Source organism: Bradyrhizobium sp. CCBAU 53351, assembly GCF_015291745.1.
GTDB lineage: Bacteria > Pseudomonadota > Alphaproteobacteria > Rhizobiales > Xanthobacteraceae > Bradyrhizobium.
In genome coordinates this window covers 2297071-2318072 of record NZ_CP030059.1, presented here as the reverse complement: position 1 = coordinate 2318072, position 21002 = coordinate 2297071, and the positions used below count along the sequence as shown (strand labels likewise).

22 protein-coding genes are annotated in these 21002 nt (G+C 65.1%); 7 read left to right on the top strand and 15 right to left on the bottom strand.

Translation table 11 applies throughout. The annotated features are described in order from the left end of the window. The first annotated feature begins 19 nt into the window (after positions 1–19). On the top strand, positions 20–670 hold the full coding sequence (locus XH83_RS10935) for an aspartate/glutamate racemase family protein (RefSeq protein ID WP_194407000.1): 651 nt from the start codon (positions 20–22) through the stop codon (positions 668–670). On the opposite strand, the gene XH83_RS10930 is transcribed toward XH83_RS10935, so the two are convergent. Next, complete coding sequence (locus XH83_RS10930) at positions 667–1314, bottom strand: TetR/AcrR family transcriptional regulator (RefSeq protein WP_194406999.1); 648 nt, start codon at positions 1312–1314, stop codon at positions 667–669. The genes XH83_RS10935 and XH83_RS10930 overlap by 4 nt on opposite strands. Positions 1315–1470: 156 nt before the next feature. Here XH83_RS10930 and XH83_RS10925 point away from each other — a divergent pair, with 156 nt between their 5' ends. From XH83_RS10925 to XH83_RS10905, 5 genes are read left to right on the top strand one after another with little or no spacing between them, the layout of a single operon-like run. Next, positions 1471–1680, top strand: a complete 210-nt coding sequence (locus XH83_RS10925) for a ferredoxin (protein WP_100181354.1) — start codon at positions 1471–1473, stop codon at positions 1678–1680. Positions 1681–1734: 54 nt separating this feature from the next. Beyond that, positions 1735–2955, top strand: a complete 1221-nt coding sequence (locus XH83_RS10920; protein WP_194406998.1) for a cytochrome P450 — start codon at positions 1735–1737, stop codon at positions 2953–2955. 29 nt (positions 2956–2984) lie between these two features. Further along, complete coding sequence (locus XH83_RS10915) at positions 2985–4307, top strand: MFS transporter (protein WP_194406997.1); 1323 nt, start codon at positions 2985–2987, stop codon at positions 4305–4307. 3 nt (positions 4308–4310) lie between these two features. Continuing rightward, positions 4311–4973, top strand: a complete 663-nt coding sequence (locus XH83_RS10910) for a sulfite oxidase-like oxidoreductase (RefSeq protein ID WP_194406996.1) — start codon at positions 4311–4313, stop codon at positions 4971–4973. A 27-nt stretch (positions 4974–5000) separates the two neighbouring features. After that, positions 5001–6224 carry a bifunctional alpha/beta hydrolase/OsmC family protein gene (locus tag XH83_RS10905; protein ID WP_194406995.1) on the top strand — a complete coding sequence of 408 codons (1224 nt, stop codon included), beginning with the start codon at positions 5001–5003 and terminating at the stop codon, positions 6222–6224. A gap of 66 nt (positions 6225–6290) precedes the next feature. On the opposite strand, the gene XH83_RS10900 is transcribed toward XH83_RS10905, so the two are convergent. Then, positions 6291–7721, bottom strand: a complete 1431-nt coding sequence (locus XH83_RS10900) for a PLP-dependent aminotransferase family protein (RefSeq protein ID WP_194408226.1) — start codon at positions 7719–7721, stop codon at positions 6291–6293. A gap of 101 nt (positions 7722–7822) precedes the next feature. Here XH83_RS10900 and XH83_RS10895 point away from each other — a divergent pair, with 101 nt between their 5' ends. Then, on the top strand, positions 7823–8737 hold the full coding sequence (locus XH83_RS10895) for a DMT family transporter (RefSeq protein ID WP_194406994.1): 915 nt from the start codon (positions 7823–7825) through the stop codon (positions 8735–8737). Here the strand turns inward: XH83_RS10895 and XH83_RS10890 are convergent. From XH83_RS10890 to XH83_RS10830, 13 genes are all read right to left on the bottom strand, one after another. Then, a complete protein-coding gene (locus tag XH83_RS10890) occupies positions 8716–9774 on the bottom strand; it encodes a YeeE/YedE family protein (RefSeq protein ID WP_194406993.1) in 1059 nt (352 codons plus the stop codon). The two genes, XH83_RS10895 and XH83_RS10890, sit on opposite strands and share 22 nt — an antisense overlap. Positions 9775–9776: 2 nt before the next feature. Continuing rightward, entirely contained in the window at positions 9777–10781 is a 1005-nt protein-coding gene (locus XH83_RS10885) for a zinc-binding alcohol dehydrogenase family protein (RefSeq protein ID WP_194406992.1), read from the bottom strand. Positions 10782–10884: 103 nt separating this feature from the next. Next, entirely contained in the window at positions 10885–12213 is a 1329-nt protein-coding gene (gene paaK / locus XH83_RS10880) for a phenylacetate--CoA ligase PaaK (RefSeq protein ID WP_194406991.1), read from the bottom strand. Positions 12214–12255: 42 nt separating this feature from the next. Continuing rightward, positions 12256–12705 (bottom strand): hydroxyphenylacetyl-CoA thioesterase PaaI, encoded by a 450-nt coding sequence (gene paaI / locus XH83_RS10875; protein ID WP_194406990.1) that lies wholly within the window; start codon positions 12703–12705, stop codon positions 12256–12258. A 101-nt stretch (positions 12706–12806) separates the two neighbouring features. Next, positions 12807–13892 carry a 1,2-phenylacetyl-CoA epoxidase subunit PaaE gene (gene paaE / locus XH83_RS10870; RefSeq protein ID WP_194406989.1) on the bottom strand — a complete coding sequence of 362 codons (1086 nt, stop codon included), beginning with the start codon at positions 13890–13892 and terminating at the stop codon, positions 12807–12809. A gap of 2 nt (positions 13893–13894) precedes the next feature. Next, positions 13895–14398: a 1,2-phenylacetyl-CoA epoxidase subunit PaaD gene (gene paaD, locus XH83_RS10865; RefSeq protein WP_194406988.1), complete on the bottom strand. Its 504-nt coding sequence runs from the start codon at positions 14396–14398 to the stop codon at positions 13895–13897. After that, positions 14392–15168 (bottom strand): 1,2-phenylacetyl-CoA epoxidase subunit PaaC, encoded by a 777-nt coding sequence (paaC, locus tag XH83_RS10860; RefSeq protein ID WP_194406987.1) that lies wholly within the window; start codon positions 15166–15168, stop codon positions 14392–14394. The genes paaD and paaC overlap by 7 nt, the downstream gene beginning before the upstream one ends. After that, the gene (gene paaB, locus XH83_RS10855; RefSeq protein ID WP_008136594.1) at positions 15168–15455 is read right to left on the bottom strand and encodes a 1,2-phenylacetyl-CoA epoxidase subunit PaaB; all 288 of its coding nucleotides are present in this window, start codon (positions 15453–15455) and stop codon (positions 15168–15170) included. The genes paaC and paaB overlap by 1 nt, the downstream gene beginning before the upstream one ends. Positions 15456–15465: 10 nt before the next feature. Then, on the bottom strand, positions 15466–16458 hold the full coding sequence (gene paaA, locus XH83_RS10850) for a 1,2-phenylacetyl-CoA epoxidase subunit PaaA (protein ID WP_194406986.1): 993 nt from the start codon (positions 16456–16458) through the stop codon (positions 15466–15468). A 76-nt stretch (positions 16459–16534) separates the two neighbouring features. Further along, on the bottom strand, positions 16535–17401 hold the full coding sequence (gene paaX, locus XH83_RS10845) for a phenylacetic acid degradation operon negative regulatory protein PaaX (RefSeq protein WP_194406985.1): 867 nt from the start codon (positions 17399–17401) through the stop codon (positions 16535–16537). A 233-nt stretch (positions 17402–17634) separates the two neighbouring features. Continuing rightward, complete coding sequence (locus XH83_RS10840) at positions 17635–18405, bottom strand: alpha/beta hydrolase (protein ID WP_194406984.1); 771 nt, start codon at positions 18403–18405, stop codon at positions 17635–17637. Between the two features lie 198 nt (positions 18406–18603). Further along, the gene (locus XH83_RS10835) at positions 18604–19890 is read right to left on the bottom strand and encodes a DUF445 domain-containing protein (RefSeq protein ID WP_194406983.1); all 1287 of its coding nucleotides are present in this window, start codon (positions 19888–19890) and stop codon (positions 18604–18606) included. A gap of 80 nt (positions 19891–19970) precedes the next feature. Beyond that, positions 19971–20912 (bottom strand): IS110 family transposase, encoded by a 942-nt coding sequence (locus XH83_RS10830; RefSeq protein ID WP_194404488.1) that lies wholly within the window; start codon positions 20910–20912, stop codon positions 19971–19973. Positions 20913–21002: the final 90 nt, after the last annotated feature.

The window sequence follows — 21002 nt, the reverse complement described above, 5'->3', positions numbered from 1 at the left end:
ACCCAGGTAGCCACCTTCAATGACGACGCCCCCACGCATCGCCCTGATCCATGCCCTCAAGCACTCCATCGCTCCGATCGAAGCGGCGTTCGCAAAGGCGTGGCCGGCGGCGCGGCTGATGAACCTGCTGGACGACAGCCTGTCGGCGGATCTGGCCCGCGACGGCAAGCTCGACGATGCCATGACCGAGCGCTTCCTCGCGCTCGGCGACTATGCCGCGGCAACCGGGGCGAGCGGGATCCTGTTCACCTGCTCTGCCTTCGGCCCCTGCATCGAGGCGGTCGCGCGCGCGCAGGCGCCGATGCCGGTGCTCAAGCCGAACGAAGCGATGATCGAGCGTACGGTGACGATGGGCAGGCGCATCGGCCTGCTCTCGACCTTCCCGCCGACCCTGGTCTCGATGCCGCCGGAGTTTCCGGCCTCGGTCCAGGTCGTTCCGAAACTCGCCGAGGGCGCGCTGGCGGCGCTCGACCGCGGCGATCGCGCCACGCACGATCGGCTGATCGTCGAAGCGTCGAGGGACCTGCGCGATTGCGACGTCATCGCGCTTGCGCAGTTCAGCATCGCCGCCACTGCTCCAGGGGTCGCGGAAGCCACCGGCCGTCCCGTCGTGACCACGCCCGACAGCGCGGTCGACAAGTTGATAAACATGCTGAAGGCGAAAGCCTAAGCGCCGGTCTTCTTCCGACGCCGCGCGTCCTTGATCGCCACGGCGAGGGCCGCCTTCGTTTCGTTGACGAAATCCTCGACCAGTTCCTCGCGCGTGGTCTGTGCAGCCTCGCCGGTGAACAGGCCCTGCTCGGCCAGCATCACCACGCCGTGCAGCGCCGCCCAGATCTTGAGAGCCTGCCGTTCGCGCAAATAGCCGACGGCAGGCACCTCCAGGGCATCGATCACGAGCGCAAACGTTTCGCGCGTGGCCTCGTGCAGCTCGCTGCCCTTGGCCGCACACGACACGGTACGAGACGCGAACATCAGGCGATAGATACCGTTGCGGCGCAATCCGAAATCCAGCATGGCCTGCGCCAGCCGCGACAGCTTCGACTGCCTGGACGGTTTCGCCATCGCCGTCCGAAAGGTTGCGCTGAGCTGCCGGAACGCCTCCGCCGTCACCGCCGCAAGCAGCGCCTCGCGATCGGCAAAATGCCGGTACGGCGCCGGCTGCGAGACCCCGAGCTGCTTTGCCAGCGCCTTGATGCTGATCGCCTCGGCGCCGCCCCGCTCCGCCTCGCGTAGCGCGGCCTTGATCAGGGCGTCGCGGAGATCGCCATGATGATAGGTGTTTTCGGGCTTGCGGGCGAGTTGAGAGCGCATGTTGTGGCCAAGCCTACAAGTTTGCGCTTGACAGGGAAAGCCGGTCGCGAATGTAATAGTATATAACTTAAAGCCTGCGGCAGATGCCGCGGATAAAATCGACACGAGGAACGCGCCGCCCTCCCGGGCCACGCGCATACGACCAAGGATGCCGCCATGACAGAGCGATTGAGGGTTCACGTCGACCCCGACAAATGCCAGGGCCACGCACGCTGCAAGGCACTCGCGCCGGAACTTTTCGAGCTCGACGAATTCGGCAACGCACATGAAGCCGGCGACGGCACGGTCCCGCCCGGGCTCGAAGACAAGGCCTGGCTCGCCAAATCCAATTGCCCGGAAATCGCAATCGATGTGATCGAGGAGTAGCGCGGCCCCGCCGCTTGCGTCCTGTCAGCGACCACGAGCCAAGGATTTCCTGCCATGTCCGACGTCAGCCAGCCTGTCGCCCATCCGCCCGTCATCGACTGGGTCAACGACTTCGACCACACCGATCCGCAGTGGACGGAAGACCCGTTCCCGATCTGGGATGAGCTGCGCGCCGCAAGTCCGGTCGTGCACACCGAGCGCTTCCTCGGCTGCTACATGCCGACGACCTATGAGGCCGTGCGTGATATCGCCAACGACACCGAGCATTTCTCCTCACGCCGTATCATCGTCCGCGACGTGCGGCCGGAGATCGCCAGGAACGCAGCCCCTCCGATCACCTCGGATCCGCCCGCGCACAAGCCGGCCAAGCAATTGCTGCTGCCGCCCTTCACGCCGGATGCGATGAAGAAGCTGGAACCGCGGATGCGCGCGATCTGCAACGAGCTGATCGACGGGTTCATCGCCGACGGCAAGGTCGACGCCGCCGCTCGCTACAGCAAATACGTCCCGGTTCGGGCGATCGCGCACATGCTGGGCATCCCCGAGAGCGACAGCGACCTCTTCATCAACTGGATCCACATGATCCTCGAGCTCGGCATCAGGGACGAGACCAAGCTGCTCCAGGCCGTGCAGGAGATGAGCGCCTATTTCAGGACGCATATCGAAGACCGCAAATCGAGGCCGACCGACGACCTCATCTCCTACCTGATGAACGCCAAGGACAAGGAAGGCCAGCCGCTGGAAGAGTCCCACGTGCTGGGCTCGCTGCGCCTGCTTCTGATCGCCGGCATCGACACCACCTGGAGCGCGATCGGATCTTCGCTATGGCATTTGGCGAGGGCGCCGGCCGATCGCGAGCGGCTGATCGCCGAGCCCGCATTGATCCCGACCGCGGTGGAGGAACTGCTGCGCGCTTATTCCCCGGTGACGATGGCCCGCGAGGTCGTCAAGGACACCACCATTTCGGGCTGCCCGGTCAAGGCGGGCAACATGGTGCTGTTGTCCTTCCCCGCCGCCAATCGCGATCCCAAGATGTTTCCGGATGCTGACAAAGTCGTGATCGATCGCCGCGAAAATCGCCACGCCGCCTTCGGCCTCGGCATCCACCGCTGCGTCGGTTCCAATCTCGCCCGCATGGAGTTGCAGGTTGCGCTGGAGGAATGGCTGAAGCGCATTCCGGACTTCGCCCTCGATCCGGCAGGCACGGTGACCTGGTCGCAAGGCACGGTGCGTGGGCCTCGCCAGTTGCCATTTTTGCTCGGAAAGGCGATGTAAAGCCTTTCCAGACAGCGGAGAGGCCGGACGTGACAGAGCAAGCAACCCAACCGGCCTCTGACCACATCGACCTCGCCGATGCCAGGCGGCGGATCAAGGCGATCTTCATCGGTTCGATCGGCAATCTCGTCGAGTGGTATGATTTCTACGCTTACACGGCGTTCGCGCTCTATTTCGCGCCGGCTTTCTTCCCCGGCAACGACCCTGTCGTGCAGCAATTGAACGTCGCCGTCGTGTTCGCGGCGACCTTCCTGATGCGCCCCCTCGGCGGCTGGTTCTTCGGCTATCTTGCCGACCATTTCGGCCGGCGCATCTCGCTGACCCTCTCGGTCGTCTTCATGTGCTTCGGCTCGCTGATCATCGCGCTGACGCCGACCTATGCCACGATCGGCTTCGCCGCGCCGGTGATCCTGGCGCTTGCCCGCGTGATCGAGGGCCTCAGCCTCGGCGGCGAATATGGCGCCAGCGCCACCTATCTCAGCGAGGTCGCCGATCCCAGGCATCGCGGCTTCTATTCCAGCTTTCAGTACGTGACGCTGATCGGCGGCCAGCTCACCGCGATCATCGTGCTGCTGCTCCTGCAAAAGGTCTTCCTCACGCCGGAGGAGCTGAAAGCCTGGGGCTGGCGCATCCCGTTTGCGATCGGTGCGGCGCTCGCGATCTTTGCCGCGGTGATGCGGCGCGGCTTGCATGAAACCGAGGCGTTCGAGGAAGCCAAGAAGGTGGTGAAGCCCACCGGCTCGATCACCAATCTCCTGCGCTATCCGCGCGAGCTCCTGCTGGTCGTCGGCCTCACCGCCGGCGGCACCGCGGCGTTCTACACCTTCACCACCTACATGCAGACTTTCGTCAAGCTGTCGGTCGGCTTGACCGAGGACCAGACCACGCTGGTGATCTTCGGCACCCTGATCTTCGCGACCATCCTGCAGCCGATCTATGGCGCGATCTCCGACCGGATCGGGCGCAAGCCGCTTCTGATCTTCTTCGGCGTCGCCGGCACGCTTGCGACCGTTCCGCTGTTGATGACGCTGAAGGAGACCAAGTCACCCTTCGTCGCCTTCATCCTGATCTGCTGCGCCTGGCTGTTCGTCGCCGGCTATACCTCGATCAATGCGGTGGTGAAGGCCGAGCTGTTCCCGACCAATGTCCGCGCGCTCGGCGTCGGCCTGCCCTATGCGATCACGGTCTCGATCTTTGGTGGCACGGCGCCGGCGATCGCGCTCTACTTCAAGAGCATCGGGCACGAAGACTGGTTCTACTTCTATCTCAGCGCCATCATTTGCGTGTCGCTGATCATCTATTCCACCATGCGCGACACCAAGCACGCCTCCGCAATGCAGCGCCACGAGTAGCCCATGTCCGACGACAACGACCCGCCCGACAGCAAGCTGACCCGCACCAAGGAGAAATGGGCGCGCGAGGGCCGCTTCCTCACCGGCAAGATCACGCGTCCGGAGGAGCAGCGCCTGCCGCCGGGCCAGCACCTCACCAAGGATTGGCCGGTGCTCGACCTCGGCGTCGTGCCGCCGGTGTCGCGCGAGCGCTGGCGCCTCGACGTTTACGGCGCGGTCGAAACGCCGGTGTTCTGGACCTTTGCGGAGTTCGCGGCGCAGAAGCAGGCCCACTTCACCTCCGACATCCATTGCGTCACCACCTGGTCACGCTATGACAACGAGTGGGAAGGGCTTGCCACGCGCGAGCTGCTGGCCGCCTGCCAGCCGCGCGAGGACGCGCGCTTCGTGACACTGCATTCCTACGACGGCTATACCACCAACCTCGCGCTGGAAGACTTCGCCGCGGAGGACGCGCTGCTCGCCCATAGCTGGTCCGGCCAGCCGCTGACGGACCAGCATGGCGGGCCGGTGCGGCTGGTCGTGCCGCATCTCTATTTCTGGAAGAGCGCGAAATGGCTCCAGGCCATCGAATTCCTGACCAAGGATGCGCCGGGCTTCTGGGAAGTCCGCGGCTATCATAACCGCGGCGATCCCTGGGCCGAGCAGCGCTATTCGAACGATTAGCATTCAAGCAAGAATCGGGGAAAGCCCATGCCGACGGAACGTTTTCAATTCACCGGCGAAGGCGGCCATCAGCTTGCGGCCGCGCTGGAATTGCCGGACGGCGAGCCCGCGGCCTACGCGCTGTTCGCGCATTGCTTCACCTGCGGCAAGGATACGCTTGCCGCCAAGCGCATCGCCGTTGCGCTCGCGGCCAAGGGCATCGCGGTGCTGCGCTTCGACTTCACCGGGCTCGGCTCCAGCGAGGGCGATTTTGCCAATTCGACATTTTCGTCCAACGTCGCCGATCTCGTCCGCGCCGCCGATCATCTGCGCAGCGTCCGCAAGGCGCCGTCGATCCTGATCGGGCACAGCCTCGGCGGCGCCGCGATCCTTGCGGCCGCTGGAAAGATTTCGGAAGCCAGGGCGGTCGTGACCATCGCGGCCCCCTCCGATCCCGCGCATGTGACCGGGCTGTTCAAAGAGCATCTCGACGACATCCGCGCGCAAGGCGAGGTCGAGGTCACGCTGGCGGGACGCCCATTCCGGATCAAGCGCGAATTCCTCGAGGACATCGCCGAGCACGAACTGATGAGGGATATCACCGGCCTGCACAAGGCGCTGCTGGTGATGCACTCGCCGGTCGACGACACCGTCGGGATCGACAATGCGACCAAAATCTTTGTGGCAGCGAAGCACCCCAAGAGTTTCGTCTCGCTCGACCACGCCGATCACCTGCTGAGCAGGCCGGCTGACGCGCTTTACGCGGCCGACGTGATCGCCGCCTGGGCCAGCCGCTACGTCGACACGGCAAAGCCCGCGAGAGTGATGGATCTCCCGGAGGAACCACGGAAGGTCGTGGTCCAGGAGACCCGCAAAAGCAAGTTCAACCAGACCATCACCGTCGGTCCGCATCATCTGGTGGCGGACGAGCCCGTTGCGGCCGGCGGCGCAGATGCCGGGCCCGGCCCGTATGACTTCCTGCTCGCTGGCCTCGGGGCCTGCACATCCATGACCATGCGCCTCTATGCCGACCGCAAGTCGCTGCCGCTCGACCGCGTCACAGTCACTTTGAAGCACTCCAAGATCTACGCAAAGGATTGCGCGGAGTGCGACACGCGCGAGGGCATGCTCGACCAGATCGAGCGCGACATCACCATCGACGGCGCGCTCGATGCCGAGCAACGCAGGAAGCTGATGGAGATCGCCGACAAGTGTCCGGTGCACCGCACGCTGACGTCGGAGATTCGTATCGTGACGAAGGCGGTGGGTTAACGCGCCAGGCTATTGTTTGAGTATGATCTTGTCGGAAAACCGCTGCGCACTTTTCCGGATCATGCTCTAGAAGCACGAGGCCATCGTCCGCAAGGCGGCGCTGATCTCGCTCTCGCGCCACGCCGCAAAGCCGAGCAGCAGGCCGTGATCTCGCGGCTGTCCGAGCGTCAGGCTCGACAAGGCGCGCGTTTCGACCCCTGCCTCGACCAGTCGTTTGACTGCTGCCTGATCGGCGCGGCCGCGCTTGAGGCGCGCCACGAGCTGGATGCCGCCCGAGGGCACCTCGACCGTGAGCACCTCGCCGAGATAGCGCTGCAGCCCCTCGACGAGATGATCGCGCCGCGCGTGATAGAGCCGGCGCATCCGCCGCAGATGTGCGAGAAAATGCCCGTCCGCGATGAACTCGGCCAGCGCGTCCTGGACGGCGCTAGCGGCGATCAGCCCGATATGCCGCTGCACGATCTCCAGCGTAGAGACCAGCGCCGGCGGCGCGACGAGATAGCCGAGCCGGATGTCCGACGTCATCGCCTTGGAGAAGGTGCCGACATAGAACACGCGGCCGTGGGCGTCCAACCCCTGCAACGCCGGTACCGGCCGGCTGTCATAGTGGAATTCGCCGTCATAGTCGTCCTCCACGATCCAGGTCTTGCCGGGCCTGCTCAGCTTCAGAAACTCGGTGCGGCGGGCCAGTGACATCAGCCGCCCGGTCGGATGCTGGTGCGACGGCGTCATGAAGATCAGCGTTGGAGGCGCCAGGCCCGCCATCCGCTGCATCCCCTGTTCGTCCAGACCGATGCCAGTCACGCGCGCGCCGGAGGCACGAAAGGCGGCCGCAGCACCGGGATAGCCGGGATCCTCGACCCAGACCTCGTCGCCGGGCGTGATGACGGCAGCCGCAATCAGGGTGAGCGCAGCCTGCGCGCTCGGCAGGATCAGGATCTGCTCCGCGTCGGCACGAACGCCTCTACCGGTCGCGAGGTAATGCGCCAGCGCCGCGCGCAAGCGCGGCCGGTTGACCGGACCGGGCTCGCGCCTGGTTGCCCCCACGGCGCTGCGACGCAGGCAGCGCCCCCAGATTTCGTTCGGAAACTCTCTCGCGTCGCCATGCCCCGGACGCAAGGGCTTTAGCGGCGCCAGATAAGACATCGGCCAGTCCGTCTGCTCGAGCTTTGAGGCCCAAGGGGAGAGCCGCGGCTTACCGGAGCGCGGGCGCGATGCCGCTGCCCCTGCCGCGTCCAACCGCCCAGCACCGTCGACGGTCACGACCGCGCGCCGCCCTTGCGACGCAGCTAGATACCCCTCCGCGGCGAGCTGCTCGAACGCGTAGGTGACGGTGTTGCGGGACACGCCGAGATCGCTCGCGAGCCGGCGGCTCGACGGCAGCTCATGGCCCTTACCAAGTCGACCACTCGCAATCAGGCTTCGGAGCTGCACCGTCAGCCGCGCCGTCAAACCCTCGTCGTCGGCGCGATCGAGGTCGATCAGGCCCGCGATCATGCCCTCGGACACTGGCCCCTCATTCTTCTCCAATCTGGCACTTTTTCAGGTGCCAAGCGGAATGCTATCCGCCGCACTGGACTGTTTCAAGGACCATCGAAATGAACACCCTGTCCCCTCGCGCCGCCGTCGGCCTGTTCCTCATCGTCGTGCTGGCCTGGGGCGTAAATTGGTCGGTGACGAAACAGCTCGTCCAGTTCCTTCCGCCGCTGTGGACATCGGCGATCCGGAGCTGGATCGCGCTGGCTGGCTTGTTCGTGATCCTGGGGCTCAGCAACAATCTGGTGATTCCGGAACGGCGCGACATTCCGGTGGTGCTCAGCGTCGCACTGCTGCACATGACAATCTTCTCGGTCCTGGTCGCGGCCGGCGTGCGCTTCCTGCCCGCGAGCAAGGCCATCGTGCTCGGCTACACCACGCCGCTCTGGGTCGCGATCGCCGCGCCCTTGCTCGGGAAGGACACGCTGACCGCGCCAAAAGTCGCCGGCGCCTTGCTCGGACTGGCCGGCCTTGCCGTGATCCTGAATCCCACCTCGATCGACTGGACCAATAGCAACGTCGTGATCGGCGCCGGCATGGTCATCCTGGCCGCGATCTCCTGGGCCGCGAACATCATCTACATCCGTGCGCACCGCTGGATCGCCTCACCGCTCCAGCTCCTGATCTGGCAAGTGCTCGTGGCGACGATCGTGCTGACGGGATCGGCGGTGGTCACGGACGGCCCGCCGCACGTCGAATGGTCGTGGCGGCTCGTCCTGCTGTTTCTGTACGCCGGCCTGATCGGGACGGCGCTGGCCTATTGGGCGATGTCGATGGTCAACAAGAGCATCTCGGCCTTGACGACGGCGCTCGGCACCACGGGAACGCCGCTCGTCGGCATTGCCAGCGCCGCCATCCTGCTCGGTGAGCCCGTCGATGTGAGTCTCGCCGTCGCGGCCGGGCTGATCGTCAGCGGCATCGGTCTTGCGACGCTAGGCGACCGGTTCCTGCGAAGTCAGGCTACGGCGAGAGGCTGAACCCGCAGCGCGCCGCGCAGGCCTGCCGCAGTCCCGAGCAGGATGCCGGCGATCGCGACGAACGAACCCAGCGCGAGGGTCGAGACGCCCGTGAGCCCCTGCCCGATCGAGCAGCCGAACGCCATCACGCCGCCGATCCCCATCAGCGCAGCGCCGGTGCCCGAGCGCAGCATGTGGCGTGGCGATGAATAGCCTTCGAGCTTGAAGCGGCCGGTGGCGAGTGCCGTCATCAGGCTGCCGACGAAGACGCCGGCAACCGTCGCGATGCCGAAGTTGGGCGTCAGGCCGGTCGAGAGCATGGCGTATTGCAGGCTGTCGGCGATCGGCGCGATGAAGGTGAGCGAGGTCACCGGGATGGGATTGAAGTCGTCGGCACCGAGACAGCCGGTCACGTACCAGCCGCCGGCAACGAGGAGGCCCACGATGATGCCCGCGACGATCTGGCCGGGCGAACGGCGGAACGCCGGATGCGCGAAGGCAAACAGCATCAACGCGACGACGATCGTGACGGTTGCGAGCGCGCGCGAAAGCGTCTCCGTGAGACCGAGCGTCGCCAGCAAGGACGGCAGCGAATTCGCGTTGACCGTGGTTTGCGAAGCCTGGACCAGCGCGATGCGCGCCGGCGCGATCAGGCCCTTGAGCGTCATCTGCGCGGCGATGGCCAGCACGACCACGACGACGAAGGAGCGGAGATTGCCGCGGCCGAGCAGCACCAGCGCGCGCGAGCCGCAGCCGTTCGACAGCACCATGCCGTAACCGAACAGCAGGCCGCCGATGAACAGCACCGGCACCGAGAACGACGGTTGCAGGTAGATCGTCTTGCCGAGATCAACCATGCCGTTGCCGGCGAGGAATTGGCTCGCGGCGATCGCGACCGCGATCGCCAGCGCATAGGTCCGCACCAGCCGCCCGTCGCCCTCGGCCAGCCAGCCGCGCATGCTGCTCATCAGGCAGAAGCCGCTGAGCAGGCCGACGGCGCCGTAGACGAGACCGATGCCGAGGCCGGCGAGGATGACGAGCAGGGAGGACGATTCCATGATTACGGCTTCATAATCACCCGGTCGCGCGAGGAGCCGGCGACGGCAACATAGGCCTCCTTGGCGCGATCGAGCGGATAGACGGCGCTCGCTTTGATCGGGAACGGCTTCAGTTGGCCGCCGGCAAAGCCCGGGCCGAGATCGCGCAGCACCGCGCCGGTCGCGGCCGAAGACAGGCCGAGCGTGTCAATGCCGACATAGGTGTGCTGGCCCCGATAGAATTCGAGGATGTTGAACTGCACGATGCGGTCGATCGCGGCAATCAGGATCTGGCGACCGCGCAAGGCGAGCGACTTGTGCGCCGCCTGGAAATAGGGATCGCCCACCGTATTGAAGACGATGTCGGCGCCTTTGCCGCCATTCAATTCGCGCACGCGCGCGGCAACGTCGGTCGTGGAGGCATCGACCACCTCGATCGGCGCGTTGCTGTGGCCTTCGTAAGTTTCCGCCTTGCGCACCACGCCGATGACGCGCGCACCCTGCCAGGTCGCGATCTGCACCGCAGCCTGACCGACCTTGCCGTTGACGCCGAACACCAGCACGGTCTCGCCGCTCTTCGGCACGCCGGCGCGGCGAAAACCTTCCATCGCGGTGACGAAGGGCACGCCGATGCCGGCGGCCTCCTCCCACGACACGGTCTTCGGCTTCTCGACGACCGCCTCGGCCTCGACCACGAGATGGCTGGCATGGGTGCCGTCGCGGCGGATCCCGAGATCGCCGGAAGAGCCGAACACCTCGCGGCCGGCGGTGCCGGCCGGCCCGTCGATGACGATGCCGGCATAATCGCGGCCCGGCGTGCGCGGGAACACGGCATAGGGCATCAGCCCGGTCGCGGCCTTGACGTCGGACGGATTGACGGCTGCGGCCTTCACCTCGATCAGGAGATCGTTCGGACCGCGCGTCAGCGTCTGACGCTCGACCACCGGCGCAAGCTCGGCGGCGTTCTCGGCTTTGGCATTGAGGCGCACGCAGCGCGCTTCGACGGTTTTGGCATCGGCTGGCGACATGAAAAGACCCGCGATTTCTCGCGGGCCTTGTCGCCTCTGGGACCGGTCAAGTCAATCCGCCAAGTCGATCCGCCATGTCAATCCGCCAAGTCGGTCCTTCCAGTCAGTCCTTGGGCCGCTTGTCGTAGAGCCGCTTGGCCTTGCCGAGCGAGCGCTCCAGCGTATCCGGCGCGACTACCCTCACCCTGGAGCTGATCCCGATCGTGTTCTTGATGTGGGTCGAGATCCGGTCGGCGTGGTCGACGAGGCCTCGTCCGTCCCAGCTTTCGGACCGCGCCTCGGCGATGATGGTGAGCTCGTCCATGCGGCCTTCGCGGGTCAGCTCCAGGATGAAATGGCCGCCGCACCAATCGGTCGCGAGCAGCACCTCCTCGATCTGGGTCGGGAACAGATTGACACCGCGCAGGATGATCATGTCGTCCGAGCGTCCCGTGACCTTCTCCATGCGCCGCATGCCGGGGCGAGCGGTGCCGGGGAGAAGCCGCGTCAAATCGCGGGTGCGATAGCGGATCACCGGGAACGCTTCCTTGGTGAGCGAGGTGAAGACCAGCTCGCCCTTCTCACCGTCGGGCAGCACCGCGCCGGTCTCGGGGTCGATCACCTCGGGGTAGAAATGATCCTCCCAGATGTGCAGGCCGTCCTTGGTCTCGATGCATTCCTGCGCGACGCCTGGGCCGATCACCTCGGAGAGGCCATAGATGTCGGTCGCGTCCATGTCGAAGGCGTCCTCGATCTCACCGCGCATCGCATTGGTCCAGGGCTCGGCACCGAAGATGCCGACCTTGAGCGAGCATTGGCGCGGATCGAGCCGCTGGCGCTTGAACTCGTCGAGGATCGCCAGCATGTAGCTCGGCGTCACCGTGATGATATCAGGGCGGAAATCATTGATGAGCTGCACCTGCCGCTCGGTCATGCCGCCTGAGATCGGCACCACGGTGCAGCCGAGCTTCTCGGCGCCGTAGTGCACCCCTAATCCACCGGTGAAGAGACCGTAGCCATAGGCATTGTGAATGATCATGCCGGTGCGGCCGCCGGCGGCGCGGATCGATCGCGCCATCACGTCCGACCATGTGTCGATATCGGCCTGCGTATAGCCGACCACGATCGGCTTGCCGGTCGTGCCGGAGGAGGCATGCACGCGCACCAGCTTTTCGCGCGGCACCGCGAACATGTTGAACGGATAATTGTCGCGTAAATCCGTCTTCACCGTGAACGGATATTTCGCAAGGTCGGACAGCTCGCGAAAGTCGGACGGATGCACGCCGGCTTCATCGAACGCCTTGCGATAATGTGCAATGTTGTCATAGGCGTGCTTGAGCGACCAGGCGAGCCGCTGCTTTTGCAGCGCCATGATCTCGTCGCGCGAGGCGCGTTCATGCGCGTCCATCTCGGCGCTATAGCCGCCGCTTTCTTTCAACCTCGTCAAAGCCATCCTCGCTTCCCCACAACATTGATTTGTTCTTTTCTTGGTTGGTTATTGCTCTTGTGTCGGCAGCCACGTGCCGGGAATGACGCGCGAGTGTCCGCGGAATTCCGCGATCACGGTGTCGCCTGCAGTGACGCGCACGTCATAAATGCCGGAGCGCCCGCCGCGCGTGATCTCGCGCGCCCTGGCAACGAGGCGATCGCCGAGCTTGCCGGGCTTGATGAAGGTGATCTGGCCCTGCGCGGCAACGACGCGGTCGTTGTGCGAGTTGCACGCAAAGGCGAAGGCGGAATCGGCGAGCGTGAAGATGAAGCCGCCATGGGCGATGCGCTGGCCGTTGACCATGTCCGGCCGCACCGTCATCGCCAGCGTCGCGAAGCCCGGACCGATCTCCACGATCTCCATGCCGAGTCCCTTGGAGGCATCGTCATCCGCCCACATTGCGTCGGCGCAGGCGCGGGCGACATCGTCAGGCGACACAGCGGCTTTGAGGTTCACGCGCCTCTCCCGGTCAAATGCTTGCACATGATGTTCTGCTGGTTGGCCAGGACTGTCAAATAATGCGACGCATTTGCAACGTCAGGCACTGATACGCCTCCTCAGACATGATCATAATCGACCACGACGCGCTCCGACGATGGCTTGGCCTGGCAGGTCAGGATGAAGCCCGCCTTCAGCTCCCACGGCTCCAGCGAATAGTTGATGCCCATCGGCGCTTCGCCTTCGACCAGCTTGGCACGGCAGGTCGAGCACATGCCGCCCTTGCAGGCGAACGGCAGATCGACGCCGGCGCGCAGCGCGGCATCGAGGATCGCCTCGTCCTCGGCGACCGGCACGTCGCGCCGCTTGCCGTCGATGATCAGCGATGCGATCGCCTTCGGCGGCGCGTCGGGCGCAACCAGCTTCTTTGGCCTGGGCTTGCCGCCGAATTCGGAGACGAAGCGCTCGACGTGGATACGGTCCTGCACGATGCCGAGCTCGCGGCACGTTGCCTCGATATCCTCGCTCATGCCAAGGGGACCGCAGACATAGACGTGATCGACGCTTCCCGCCGGCACCAGCGAGCGCAGCAGCACCCTCACCTTGTCGCCGTCGAGCCGGCCATGCAGGATCGGGATGTCCTGCTCCTCGCCGGAGATGACGTGGAAGATCGAGAGGCGGTCGATGAAGCGGTCCTTCAGCTCCTCGAGCGCTTCGAGGAACATGATGTTGTCGGTGCTGCGGTTGCCGTAGAACAGGAAGAAGCGGCTGCCCGGCTCGCGCGCGAGCACGCCCTTCACGATCGACAGGATCGGCGTGATGCCGGAGCCAGCGGCGAAGCCGACATGAACACGCGCGCTTTCTGCCGGCGGGACTATGCCGAAGCGGCCCGTCGGGGTCATCACGTCGAGCTCGTCGCCGCATTTGAGATCTTCGGCTGCCCAATTCGAAAACGCGCCGCCGTCGACCTTCTTCACGGCGATGCGGATCTCACCGTCGTCAGGGCCGGAACAGATCGAATAGGAGCGGCGCACCTCTTCTCCATCCAGCGTAGTGCGGAGCGTCAGGTACTGGCCGGGCGTGAAGGCGTAATCGCCGGCGAGTTCGCCCGGGATGGCGAAGGTCATGGAGATGGCGTCGGAAGCCTCGCGGCGGAGATCGTTGACGGCCAGGCGATGAAAGCGCGGTGCGGCTGCTGCTGACATGGTCAATGACACTTGAAGTAATCGAACGGTTCGCGGCAGGACTTGCAGCGCCACAGCGCCTTGCAGGAGGTCGAGCCAAATTCGGATAAAAGCTCGGTCTTGTCCGAGCCGCATTGCGGGCACGTGATGGTCTGCTCGCCGAACAGCGCGCGGCGCGAGTTCGAGGCTTGCGGCGGCGCAATACCATAGGCGCGCAGCTTCTCGCGTCCCTCCTCGCTCATCCAGTCGGTGGTCCAGGCGGGCGACAGCACCGTGTGCACCTTCGGACGGCTAAAGCCGGCGCGCTCCAGCGCCAGCTCGATCTCCAGCGCGATCATGTTCATCGCCGGACAGCCAGAATAGGTCGGCGTGATCGCGACCTCGACATGATCGCCGGCCAACGCAACCTCGCGGAGCACACCGAGATCGGCGATGGTCAAGACCGGGATCTCCGGATCGACCACGCTCGCCGCAGCGTCCCAGGCGCGCTGGCGCAGCTCGCTATCGCGCTCCAGCACGCTCACCATGTCTGCCCCGGGAAGGTGCGCTGCATCGATTGCAGTTCGGACAGGAGATGGCCGAGATGTTCGCTGTGCCGGCCCGTGCGGCCGCCCTGCTGCATCCAGTCGTTCTGCGACAGCACCAAGGTGGCCTCGCTGACGACATCGGAAAGCGTCTGCAGCCAGCGACCGCGCAAGGTGCCGGGATCGGCGGCGAGACCGGCATGGATCAGGGCGCGTTCGGCCTCGTCGACGGCAAACATCTCGCCGGTGAAGGCCCAGAGGTGATCGACCGCGGCCTGCGCGCGTGCGTGGCTCTCGTCGGTGCCGTCGCCGAGCCGGATGATCCACTCCGAGGCGTGGCGCAGATGATAGGCACTCTCCTTCTCCGACTTGGCGGCGATCGCAGCCAGCGTCGCATCACGCGAGCTCATCATCGCGCGCCAGTAGAGGTCGGCGAACGCCGAATAGAAGAACTGCCGCACCAGGGTGTGCGCGAAATCGCCGTTGGGCTGCTCGACCAGCAGCAAATTGCGGTACTGCCTGACGTCGCGCAAGTAGGCGAGCTTGTCCTCGTCGTTATCCCTGCCTTCGACCTTGGCGGCGTAGCTGTAGAGCTCTCGCGCCTGGCCGATCAGGTCGAGCGCAATGTTGGAGAGCGCCATGTCCTCTTCCAGCATCGGCGCATGCCCGCACCATTCCGACAACCGATGGCCGAGGATCAGCGCATCGTCGGCGCGGCGCAGCGCGTAGAGCACCAAAGGCGTTTCGGAGACCTCGATGTTGGCGGTCGCCATCACATGTGCCCCACTTCCTCGGGCACCTCGTAGAACGTCGGATGCCGGTAGATCTTGGATTCCGCCGGCTCGAACATCATGCCCTTCTCGGCGGGATCGCTCGCGGTGATCGCGGTCGACGGCACCACCCAGATCGACAGGCCCTCGCCACGCCTTGTGTAGATGTCGCGAGCGGCCTGCAGGGCCATGGTGGCATCGCTCGCGTGCAGCGATCCCACATGCTTGTGCGCGAGCCCGTTGCGGCTGCGAATGAAGACTTCCCACAGCGGCGTGTTCGGCGTGGCCATATCGATCTCCCTATTCCGCGGCTTGCGCGGTCTGGCGCTGTGCGCGCTTGGCGGCATAGGCTGCGGCCGCCTCGCGCACCCAGGCGCCCTCTTCGTGGGCCTTGCGGCGCGCGGCCATGCGGTCGCGATTGCAAGGGCCGTTGCCGGCGAGCACCTGCTTGAACTCGGTCCAGTCGATCTCGCTGTAGCGCCAGTGCCCGTCGGCATCCTGAATCATGCCGGGATCGGGAACGGTGAGGCCGAGATATTGCGCCTGCGGCACGGTGGCATCGACGAATTTCTGGCGCAGCTCGTCATTGGAGAAGCGCTTGATCTTCCATTTCGTCGAAGTGTCACTGTGCTGGCTGGTCGCATTGGGCGGACCGAACATCATCAGCACCGGCCACCACCATCTGTTCAGCGCGTCCTGCGCCATCGCATTCTGCTCGTCCGAGCCGCGGCACAGCGTCAGCATGATCTCGTAACCCTGGCGCTGGTGGAACGATTCCTCCTTGCAGACCCGGATCATCGCGCGCGCATAGGGGCCGTAGGAGCAGCGGCACAGCGGGATCTGGTTCATGATCGCGGCGCCATCGACCAGCCAGCCGATGGTGCCGATGTCGGCCCATGTCAGCGTCGGATAGTTGAAGATCGAGGAATACTTCGCTTTGCCGGCGAGCATGGCGTCGACCAGCTCCTCGCGTGAGGTGCCGAGCGTCTCGGCAGCGGCGTAGAGATAGAGGCCGTGGCCGCACTCGTCCTGCACCTTGGCCAGCAGCGCGGCCTTGCGGCGCAGCGTCGGCGCGCGCGTGATCCAATTGCCTTCGGGCAGCATGCCGACGATTTCGGAATGGGCGTGCTGGGAAATCTGGCGGGTGAGCGTCTTGCGATAGGCCGCCGGCATCCAGTCGTTCGGCTCGATGCGCTCCTCGGCATCGATACGGGCCTGGAACCGCGCAGCCCTGCCGGCGTCCTCCAGACCGCGGTCGTCGGTCTCGGCCGTGTTCAGCGCCTGGGTATACATGCGCATCCTCCCGATTGATTGGGAGAGAATATATAACAAGAATTACTTCATGCAAGATATTTCTGTAACATAAATCTCAGGCGCCAAACCTCCGTTCCAGCAGCTTTCGCGCCGGCGGCAATGGCCCCTTTTCGTTGGTTCCATGATCATCGAGCCATTGCTCGGAGGGAGCGAGCAGCGCGCGATAGATATCGCCGCAGAGGTCACGGGCCGCCCTGCCCGGCCAGTCCGCCGGCAGTAATTCGCCCGGCAGCAAGGGATCACGCAGCACAACACGGCGATAATGGTGGATCAAGAGGATGCGCGCGGTGAAGGCGTCGGCCTCGGACAGATCCGTGCCGCGCGCGATTGCGGCGCGGAGCGGCTCGAACGTTTTCATGAATTTCAGATAAGCGTCCGCGGTGCGCTGCAGCGGCCAGCTCGCGCTGAGCAGACGGCGGCCGCTATCGTCTTCGGCGGAGACTTCCAGACGGATGGCGCCCGCGGCTTCGTCCGGCACCGGCACACCCGACGGCGCGACCCAGACGCCCGGCAGCGGACTGCCGAAGCCGGCGTTGCGAAGCGCCTCGCGGGAAACGTCACGGTCCTCGCCATTGCCGATCAGGAGCAGCTCGAAGCGTCCGGTCCAGTCCGACGGCGGCGGATCGTAGATGTGGCGCGTGGCAGCTTCAAACGTCTGGCGTCCTTTGTCGGCAAGCCGGTAGAAACTGTTGCGGCCGACCTTTTCGCGCGTCAGCCAGCCATCGGCGGCAAGGCGCGACATCGCGGTGCGGACGACGCCGCTGTCGATATCCAGGCGTTGGAAGAATTCCAGCAGCGTGCCCAGCCACACGGATCCGCCGCGCGGCACGATAGCATCGCCGAACACGGTGATGACGATGGAGCCGGTGCGCGACGGTTCACGCTTGAGCTGGTCGATGATGCGGGAAAGCGGATGCGCCATGCGGCAGGCATAGCGCGTTTGGTGCGGGCGCGACAATGGATGGAAGCGACAATGCCTCCACTCCTTCTCCCCGCTTGCGGGGCCGCGACGAGCTTCGCTCACGCTGAGAAGGTCGGGATGAGGGGGAGTCTCCGCGGAGTCGGTGAGAATTGGACTCGTGGAGAGTCACCCTCACCCGGAATTTGCTTTTCGCAATTGCGGCCTCTCCCCGCGAGCGGGGAGAGGCGAAGAAATCACCTGTGCGGGTCGGGATACACCACGCTGCGCCAGCCGCTGCGGTCGAACGGACGCCATTGGCCTTCCTTTTGTGCGAGGCGGTCGGCCACCGCATAGACCGCGGCCGGATGATGGCCCATGCCGCAATGGCTGCTCTCGATCTCAATGCTCTCGGTCTGCGCGCCCGATTTCTCCATGCAGCCTTGCCAGGCGCAGACGCCGTCGGTGCGGCTGAAGATGGCGGTGGTCGGCACCGGCGGCGGGACGGCAAGCTCGCCACCGAACTGCGGATCGACCTCGTCGGACTTCCGTCCGCTCGCCCATTCATAGACGCGCCAGGCGTTGGTGGAGCGGGGATTGCCGGCGAAGGGGCTGCCGAGCGTAATCACCTGACGCACACGCTCCGGCATCATCTTGGCGAGCTGGCGTGCATAGAGACCACCGAGGCTCCAGCCCACAAGACTGATCTTGCGGCTGTGATTGTCGCTGAGCTCCTGGACCAGATCGACCATCGCGTGCTGCACGCCATCGCGCAGGCCGTAATTGCGGCCTTGGCGCCACCCGCTCACCGCGTAGCCCTTGCCGGACAGGAAGGTGCGCAGCGCGCGCGTGGACGCGTCGGAGGCGACGAGGCCCGGCAGCACCAGCACCGGATGCCCATCGCCGCGCGGCGCGAGGCTCAGCAGCGGCAGCGCGCCGAGGAATGCGCCGAACTCGTGGATCGCGCGCCCTTCCAGAAACATCAGAGTACGGGACGGCGGACGCAGCGTCTGGGCAGTAGCGGTCATCAATGGTCCCCTGGAAGAATTGCTGAAAAGGTGGCCGGACGAGGCCGGCAAATGCATGGAGATTCCAACTCGCCGGCTTCTTGATCGTTCCGCAGCGCAACATGAATCAGCTAGGCGGCCGGTTCCCGGCATTCAAGCGGGAGAGATGCGGGGCGACAATAGGCCTGCGTGTGAATGCCACCGGCCGTGACGCAAAAGTCACAGCCATCTCAGCAGGGATTCTACGGAGTAGAGCGCGAGCCCGGCGAGGCCGCCGATCAGCGAGCCGTTGAAGCGGATGTATTGCAGGTCGCGCCCGATGTTGATTTCGATCAGCGAAATCAGCTGCGCCATATCCCACGCCTTGACCTGGTCGGAGATGAAGATCGAAACGCCGCTCTTCTGGTCGGCGACGAAGCTGCGCAACACCGTCACCAAGCCCTTGTTGATCTCGCCGCGCAGTTCGGCATCGCCCGCGAGCGCTTCGCCGGCCGCGACGAACATGCCGGCGAGATGATGCTGCAGCACCTGCGTCTCGCCGCTCGCGCTGCGCTCGATGAAGGAGCGCGTATTGGACCAGACGGTGCGGGCAAGATCCGCGAGCTCGGGCCGCGCCAAGAGATCGCGCTTCAAGCCGTCGATGCGGTCGATATAAGCCTGATCGGTGCCGAGCCGGTCGACGAAGCTCAGCACCATGCGGTCGAACTCGCCGCGGAACGGATGCTTGGGATCATTGCGCACCTCGTTGAAGAACGCGGTGGCGGACGCCACGATCTTGTTCACCAGAAACTTGTCGGCGCGATAGAGCCGGAGCAGGGTCGGCAACTCCGCGCGCACCTTCTCGCGGATCATCCCCATCGTCTCTTTCTGGTTCAGCGTCTCATGCATCACGCGCAGGAGATCGTCGAACAGGATCTGGTGGCGCCCTTCCGCCACGAAGCCGCGCAGCGTGCCGGCCGCGAGCGGCGCAAGGTCGACCGCCTGGAGCTGCGACGACATGCGGCGAATGATGAAGGTCATCAGGCCCGAGCTCTCCGTCGCAGAGACGGCCTCGGGCAACAGGCGTAGCGCAAAGCGCGCCAGATCGTCACTGCGCTTGCGATCACGCAGCCAGTCGGCGACGAAGGATCCGAAATCGATCTCCTTCAGCTTGGCCTCGACCGGGCCGGCCTCGAGGAAATGCACCTGGATGAACTCGCCGAGCTTGTCGGCGATGCGGGCCTGATTGCTCTGGATGATCGCGGTGTGCGGGATCGGCAGGCCGAGCGGCCGCTTGAACAGGGCAACCACGGCATACCAGTCGGCGAGCCCGCCGATGGTCGCGGCTTCCGCGAAGGCGGCGATGAAGCCGAAGACGGGATGCACGTTCAAGAAGATCTTGGCGACGATGAAGAGCCCAAGCGTGGACGCCAGCACCAGCGTCGCCAGCGCCTTGACGCGGCGCAGCTCGGCCGCACGTTCGGCATCGCCGGGAGTGTCGAAGGAAAAGGTGGTGGGCGGAGTCATGAGGGATACTTAGCGCGTCGGTCTCTTCGTGTCCCGGACAAGGCGCAACGCGCAGCGCTGCGACGCAGAGCCGGCAACTGTTATGTTGGCCTAGTGTACAGGTACGGCTTTCGATCGCGGATGATGGCGTTGAGGACCGTCAACAGCTTCCTGGCAACGGCAATGAGAGCGAGCTTGGCAGGTTTACCGGCCTGTCGCAGTCGAGCGTAGAAGGCCTTGAATGGATCGGCCCGGCGGACCGCATTGAGAGCGGCCATGTAGAGGGCATCGCGGACGCGCTTTCGGCCCCCGACGATCTTCCGCTTGCCGCGGTAAGCGCCGCTGTCGACGTTGAAGGGAGCCAGGCCGGCGAGCGCGGCCACCTGCTTCGGTCCCACTTTTCCGAGTTCCGGCATCTGCGCGATCAGCTGCATGCAGGTTACGGGGCCCACGCCGGGAAGTGACCGCATCAACTGCGCATCATCGGAGACCTCCGGCTCAGTCTTGATCAGTGCGCTAATATCGGCCTCGATTGCGGCGATCTCATTGTCGAGGACTTCAATGAGCCGACCGATGCGATCGGCCATGGCGCGGTCCTCGGCCTCGCTGCGCCTGTTCTTCTCCTGGGCACGCATGAGAACCAGTTGATCCCGCCGTTTTGCAAGCCCCGCCAGGGCATTGCGGGCAGGATTGGCAGCCTGCTCAGCGGCAGGCTGCATGGCCCGGGCAAAGCTCGCCAGCATCCGGGCATCGATCGGGTCGGTCTTGGCGAGCTGGCCGCTGGCGCGCGCAAAGTCCCGGGCCCGGGCCGGGTTGATCCGGGCAAAGCGGATGCCGGCCTGGCTGAGCGCCTCACGAAGCTCAAGGTCATAGACGCCCGTGGCTTCAAAGACGACCAGCACATCGCATCGCCAACGCGCCGCGATCTGTGTGATGGCCTGCGGCGCGTTGGCGATGCGCTCCGGCACGCCCAGGCTCTCATCGAAGATATCGAGATATCGTTTGGAGACGTCGATTCCGACGTAACGAGGGCGTATGATCATGGTGCCTGTCCCTGTGATGCGAGGTCTGTTGGCGCAGCCTCGTGCAACTGTTCAGGTTGATAAATGGAACGGGCGGGAGACCGAGCCGGC